This window comes from Spiroplasma sp. AdecLV25b (assembly GCF_030913225.1).
Lineage (GTDB): Bacteria > Bacillota_I > Bacilli_A > Mycoplasmatales > VBWQ01 > Spiroplasma_E.
Map to the genome: position 1 here is coordinate 1 of NZ_JAQYTS010000012.1, position 6,243 is coordinate 6,243.

At 21.4% G+C, this 6,243-nt stretch carries 11 protein-coding genes; 5 read left to right on the forward strand and 6 right to left on the reverse strand.

Annotation, left to right across the window (positions count from 1 at the left end):
* Positions 1-88 precede the first annotated feature (88 nt).
* Both RDJ14_RS01265 and RDJ14_RS01270 read right to left on the reverse strand, forming a co-directional pair.
* On the reverse strand, positions 89-565 hold the full coding sequence (locus RDJ14_RS01265) for an Hsp20/alpha crystallin family protein (protein ID WP_308149552.1): 477 nt from the start codon (positions 563-565) through the stop codon (positions 89-91).
* A 257-nt stretch (positions 566-822) separates the two neighbouring features.
* Entirely contained in the window at positions 823-1,062 is a 240-nt protein-coding gene (locus RDJ14_RS01270) for a SemiSWEET family transporter (RefSeq protein WP_308149553.1), read from the reverse strand.
* A 139-nt stretch (positions 1,063-1,201) separates the two neighbouring features.
* Here RDJ14_RS01270 and RDJ14_RS01275 point away from each other — a divergent pair, with 139 nt between their 5' ends.
* Entirely contained in the window at positions 1,202-1,510 is a 309-nt protein-coding gene (locus tag RDJ14_RS01275) for a hypothetical protein (RefSeq protein ID WP_308149554.1), read from the forward strand.
* Positions 1,511-1,529: 19 nt separating this feature from the next.
* Entirely contained in the window at positions 1,530-1,733 is a 204-nt protein-coding gene (locus RDJ14_RS01280) for a hypothetical protein (RefSeq protein ID WP_308149555.1), read from the forward strand.
* Here the strand turns inward: RDJ14_RS01280 and RDJ14_RS01285 are convergent.
* From RDJ14_RS01285 to RDJ14_RS01300, 4 genes are all read right to left on the reverse strand, one after another.
* Positions 1,730-2,674, reverse strand: a complete 945-nt coding sequence (locus RDJ14_RS01285) for a replication initiation protein (RefSeq protein WP_308149556.1) — start codon at positions 2,672-2,674, stop codon at positions 1,730-1,732. The two genes, RDJ14_RS01280 and RDJ14_RS01285, sit on opposite strands and share 4 nt — an antisense overlap.
* A 51-nt stretch (positions 2,675-2,725) precedes the next feature.
* Positions 2,726-2,920: a ParA family protein gene (locus RDJ14_RS01290; protein WP_308149557.1), complete on the reverse strand. Its 195-nt coding sequence runs from the start codon at positions 2,918-2,920 to the stop codon at positions 2,726-2,728.
* 2 nt (positions 2,921-2,922) lie between these two features.
* Positions 2,923-3,183: a hypothetical protein gene (locus RDJ14_RS01295; RefSeq protein ID WP_308149558.1), complete on the reverse strand. Its 261-nt coding sequence runs from the start codon at positions 3,181-3,183 to the stop codon at positions 2,923-2,925.
* 257 nt (positions 3,184-3,440) lie between these two features.
* Positions 3,441-4,316, reverse strand: coding sequence for a replication initiation protein (locus RDJ14_RS01300; RefSeq protein ID WP_308149559.1), 876 nt, complete (start codon positions 4,314-4,316; stop codon positions 3,441-3,443).
* A 621-nt stretch (positions 4,317-4,937) separates the two neighbouring features.
* Between RDJ14_RS01300 and RDJ14_RS01305 the strand changes: the two genes are divergently transcribed.
* Genes RDJ14_RS01305 through RDJ14_RS01315 form a run of 3 tightly spaced genes read left to right on the forward strand, consistent with a single transcriptional unit; the run spans position 4,938 to position 6,101 of the window.
* Positions 4,938-5,465, forward strand: a complete 528-nt coding sequence (locus tag RDJ14_RS01305; protein WP_308149560.1) for a hypothetical protein — start codon at positions 4,938-4,940, stop codon at positions 5,463-5,465.
* Positions 5,466-5,478: 13 nt separating this feature from the next.
* Positions 5,479-5,826 (forward strand): hypothetical protein, encoded by a 348-nt coding sequence (locus RDJ14_RS01310; protein ID WP_308149561.1) that lies wholly within the window; start codon positions 5,479-5,481, stop codon positions 5,824-5,826.
* 5 nt (positions 5,827-5,831) lie between these two features.
* Positions 5,832-6,101: a hypothetical protein gene (locus tag RDJ14_RS01315; RefSeq protein WP_308149562.1), complete on the forward strand. Its 270-nt coding sequence runs from the start codon at positions 5,832-5,834 to the stop codon at positions 6,099-6,101.
* Positions 6,102-6,243 lie beyond the last annotated feature (142 nt).

A 6,243-nucleotide genomic window follows, 5' to 3' on the forward strand; every position in this document is an offset into this window, starting at 1 on the left:
AAAGTAATATTCAAATTTATAATATTAAAAATAATAAATTACAAAAAAAATAAATATATAAAACTAGTCAATTAACTAGTTAATTGAATTATTTAATCGTAATTTTTTTAGTTTTTGTTTGTTCTTTTTTAGGTATCTTAATTGTTAAGATACCATTTTTAAAATTAGCATCTATAGACTCTTCACTTACATTAGATGGTAAATTAATAGAGCGAGAGAACGAACCATAATATCTTTCTTGAATATGATAATTTTTATTTTTCTTTTCATTAACATCTTCTTTTTTAGCTTCTATTGTAAGAACATTATTATTTATGTTTAAATCAATGTTTTCTTGTAAAACACCAGGTAATTCAATTTCTAAACAGTATTCAGAATCATTTTCAAAAACATCTATTTTTGGTAAAAATGTTCTTTCTCCGTTGTTGTTGAAAGTTAAAGGATAAGAAAAATCTATAATATCATTAAAAAAATTATCAAATATATCAGTTAAATAATTACGTCTAGAAAAATTGTTTTGTACATCTAATTTATTTTTAGTTTGTGAAATTTCATTTTTTGTCATATTTAACACCTCCATTTTTATTAAATTAGCAATCTAATACTTTGATTGCTAATTACATATTTATTTTAAATCAAATTAATATTAAAAATCAAGTAATTTTTATTTTTAATTTAACGTTTAAGCAAAAAAGTTGAAAAAATAATTAAAATTTAAGCATTCCTATTAAGGAATTTTAAATTTTAATTTATTTTAAGGAGTTAATTTTTATGAAAGCATTTGTAAAAAATTTAAGTTCTAGATGAAGTTTATTTTGGAAATTATTTAAAACCTAAAATAATAATTGTAGATATTAAGATTATTGAATCTAAACTTACAACTTCTCAATTTTTTATAAATATTCCATAAATTATTCATAAAAAACAAGATAATAATTGAATTAATAACATAAAAAATGATAAATCACGTACCCTTTTTGTTTTAATAATTTTTATAATTTGAGGTAAAAAAATAAAACTATTTACAGCAACTGCTAATCAACCAATTATTTCTACATTCATAATATTCACCTTTCTTTTTGTTTTATTAATAGAACTAATTAAAACAGTTTATGTTCAAAAAAAGATTTTACCAAGTTCTAGTTTTGAGAAATTAAAATCAACAGATTATCCAAAATTTACAGATTTATACAATTTAATTGTGCAAAAACTCGAAACAGAAACTGTAGCACCAAATATTTTAAAACTAGATAATTTAAAATCTAAATTAACATCTTTAACGCAAGGCACATATGCTAAATATTGAAATGGACATACTAAATTTCAATGAAAACAAACAAATGTCGTTTGTTTTGATTTACGAGAACTATTTGAAAATAATAATAAAAAAATTATTAATTTACAAATGATGTTGATTTTACGAATGTTAGGAATTGAACTTTCAGCAGTCCAATCATACAATGAAAATAAACAAGAAAAAGATTGAAAACGAATTTGGCAAAGATATTAAAAATAAGATATTTTCCGAAATGAATAATCTAAATATCAGACATGATAATCAAATGAAAATTAAAAATAAAGAAGGAGAATATTTACATGAATTTTTTGATAAAAATGGAAAAAAATATTGTGAATTAAATAAAAATCAATATATTAAAAAATTAGATAAGTTATTTGAATTAGTTGCTCTTATTTCTAATTTTCTAGATTTAGAATTTTCTAATATAGTTTAATCAGCATCAATATTATTTAAAATATTTAGCAGTTGTTTATCACTTAAAATGGGTTTTTCAATAATTATTTTATTTTTTTGTTTTTCAAAATTATTTGCCATTAGCTTTGATTTATTTGCATACTCCTTATTTTCTTTTTTAATTGGTATTTTTTCAAGTTCAGGATTTTGAGCATTAAATTTTTCTAAATCTAAATGTGTATTTAAAATAATTCTGCTATATTTTCTACCTATCTTAATTAATTCATAAGTAAAAATAATATCAGTTTTTTCTAAATCTTTTTTTACTGGTTCTAAAATTCTTGTTTTTAATTTAGTTATAATTTTAAAATAACTACTATTTAGTGATAAATTTAAAATCTTTGCTATTTGTTCAAATCTTCATTCATGTACATAAGTTGGTGTACCTTTAGTTTTTGCATTCATATACAAATAACTACGTAAATACTCATATAAACGCATTGAATATTTACTTGTAACATCTTTTGTATAAGGTAGATAAATATTCGTATAATCTTTTTTTAAATCAACAAAATATTTTGTAACTAAATCTCTATTAATTTTAAGTTTAATATAACCATCCACATTAAAACCTGATAAAAAAGCATTCACAAAACCATATTTATTTTCTTTTTCTATAAATACAAAAAATTTTAAACTAGTTAAATTTTCTAATTCTTTCACAATTACTGTCATGTCTTGTTTTTTGTGAATAACCTTATCATAAAGTTGTTTTTCAGCAATATTATAATAAATACAAAAATCTTTTAATCAAAAACCAATATGATCAATATTTTGTATATTATTTTTAGTATTCATAACTGCAAAATTAAATAACCTTTGAGTCATAATTCCTGCACACTCATTTGTCACTGCACGAACAATCACATTTGATTTTTTAATAAATTTATTTTCTTTTTTATCAATTAAACTATTTGACATAAATTTAGCCCTAATGAACTTTTTTAATCTAATAATTATTATAACATAAATTTACCGGTAAATGGGATATTTCATACCATTTTTTCTATATTCAATAAAGATAATTTGACACCCTATAGTACCTTGACTATCTAAATCAATAACTAAAACTTTTTTATTTTCTAAAGCTAATTTATAAGCAATATTTTTACAAAGAGTAGTTTTTCCAACTCCACCTTTCTTATTACAAAAACTAATCATTTTCATAATTATTTAGTCTCACTTTCATTATTAATTTTCCCATATCTTTCTCTAAGAATTTCATTCATTAAAGTTGTATATAGTCATTTTTTATCTTTAGCTTCTTTTCTAAAAGCTTCAACCAATTCTTCTTCACAATACATATTAGGTATCATACAAGTAGCAATTCTTTTATCTTTTATTTTTAAATTTTCTTTTGAAAAAGCGGCAGTATTTTCTACGCGTTCTAAAATTTTATTTTTTATACTATTTTTGGTTTCAATTGGCATTATTTTCACTCCCTTATATATTGATTATATATTATTTACTTATTTTACACATAAAATACATTTTACAATAATTAATATAATGAAATTGAATATTTGTAAAATAAGTAAAATTAATAAAATGTATGTTAAAAATAAAATATGTTTTTTAAAACACTATCAAAATAATTTTGAAGATTATAAATCAAAGCTAATGGTTATCAAAATCATGCATAATCTTTTTTACTTCTTCATCAGTTAAAATTGGTTTGTCAATTATTTTAGATTTTTGTTTTTTTAAAATTACTTGTTGTTAACTTTGACTTATTTACATATTCTTTTTTCATTGGTACTTTTTCAAATTCAGGATTTTGCGCATTAAATTTTTCTAAATCTAAATGCGTATTTAAAATAATTTTGCTATATTTTCTACCTACCTTAATTAATTCATAAGTGAAAATAATATCAGTTTTTAACAAATCTTTTTTTACTGGTTCTAAAATATTATTTTTCAGTTTTGAAATATATTTAAAATAACTACTATTTAAATTTAAATTTAAAATTTTAGATAGTTTTTCAAAATCTCATTCATGTGCATAAGTTGGTGTTCATTTTGTTTTAGCATTCATATACAAATAACTACGTAAATACTCATATAAACGCATTGAATATTTAGTAGTTACTTCTTTTGTATATGGTAAATAAATATTTGTATAATCAGATTTTAAATTTAAATAATGTTCTGCTATTAAACTTTGATGAATTTCTAAATAAATTTTGCCTTGATCATTTCCACCTCTTAAAAATAAATTTATAAACTCAAATTTATCTTTTGTTTCATCAAATAAAAAAAATTGCATTTGTGTCAAAATTTGAATTTCTTTTTGAATTACTGTCATATCTTTATTTTTATGAATAACTTTATCATAAAGTTGCTTTTCAGTAATACCATAATATCTACAAAAATCAGAAAGTCAACACTCTAAATACTTATGTTTTTCGTGTTTATTTCAATCTAATTTATGTAAAGAACTTAACATAACAAAATTAAATAACCTTTGAGTCATAATTCCTGCAGACTCATTTGTCACTGCACGAACAATTACATTTGATTTTTTAATAAATTTGTTTTCTTGTTTAACTAATAAATCTTTCATCAAAATTTAACCTCTTTACCTTAATTTTCAAATTATAAAATAATTATAACATATTGATACCGGTATATGGTCAAATTGATACCGGTATATGGTCAAATTGATTGATTATTTTTCTTATACAGTATGGATAATTCGACACTATATAATATATAATAAATAGTTAATATATAATAAATAGTAAAATAAATTATAAAATCTTGTTAAATTTACCTATTATTAATACAAAACCATTAATAAACAACATCAAAACATTAAAATTTTTAAAAATTTTAATTGACCATATACCGGTATCAATATACTGTGATAATTTACATTTTTATTATTTATAATTCAAAATTATAATAATTTATTGTACAATTATTTAGTTACTGGTGTGGTCTTTGAAGAGGTGGCACCAGTAACGATTTTTTTATCTTAACTTGATTTATAAAATAAATGTGTTAAAGTTAAATTATAAAAATTGAATACTAAACTAAAATAGGTACACCTCTTCAAAATATATAACCTATCTAAATTTTTTTATCTTTCTTTTAAATAAGAAGTTTAAAATAAACGAGTTGTAACCTATTACTGGTTGCGATTTTTATTTTTAAAACTACTTTTGAAAGGAAGATATTTTTTATGAAAAAATTTAATACCTATGGTACTTTTGGTTGTATAAATCAAATTTCACATACAGATAAAAACGGTAAAGTAACAATAAAAAATGTTTCTGCTTTAAAATTTTTAGAACAAAGAAACAAAAAAGCATTGGTTGTTACTGATGAACAAAAACAACAACTGCAATGACAAAACCAAGTTGCAAGAATGAAAAAGAAGCTAGAGGAATCAATCAAATGTCAAGAGGAATATAATTCTTGATCATTAGAAAAAAGATATGAATATTTCAATACTTATTGAATTTGACATAAAAAAGAGTTTGGTTATATTCCAAAACAATCTGAAAAATCTTTACAAGAAATGCTGAAAAAAGTCGAATTAGAAAAAAATATGAAAAACTTAAAAACCCATGTTTTTGCAATTGACAAGTGAAATCAAAAAACCAGTGAGCAAATCAATAGTGAAGTTCAAAGTACTATCAAAGAAGCAGAATATAAATTGGATTGTGAGAAAAAGAATATAGAGTATCACCCAATAGAAAATGTTTAAGGTCGTACTAGAAATGAAAGAATTTGTAAAACTAATAAAAGTTGATTTTATGCATGGCGTTGAAGAACCTTGATGTAATAACAAAGGAGTTGCTATATTACCCTATGTTGTTAAAAACAATGAATACTATTATTTATTAACTAAAGAATACAACCCATTAATTAAAAATAAGCAAATTAGTCAGTATAGCACTATCACTGGTGGAATTGAAAATAAAACCCATCATCAAACAATCATTAATGAAATGTTAGAAGAAACTGCCATTGATGTTTGAAATAAAAAAGTAAAAATTCACTATTTAGGTAAACTTATGCAAATAAGTCAAGTACAAAATTATGATATTTTTATGGGATTGATTTAACAAAATTGAATTTAGATTTAGATGTAAGATACAAAGGTACTGGTGATGGTTCAACTGGAGAAAAAGAAATTAATGCTACATTTGTATGTAATAAAGAATTAAACAAATCTAATGATGCTTTAAGTTTAGCGACTTATGGAAAGTTAACTTTAAAAAATTTTATTAGTTTTGATAATAATACTAATCAAAAACTAGATAAAATTTTGCAAATATTAAATGAGATTAAAAATCCTACAAATAAAGCAGATGAGCTTGCTGTAAAGGAAGTGCAATAATGAAACTAACTGATAAAGAACAAGAACTTATAGCAACTTATCAAAATTGATTAAAGGAAAATAATTTAAATGATAAGTGCAATCCTTATTTTATTTCCCAAATTTCAATGTTGGTGTTTCAAGTATGAGATTTTGAAAAATT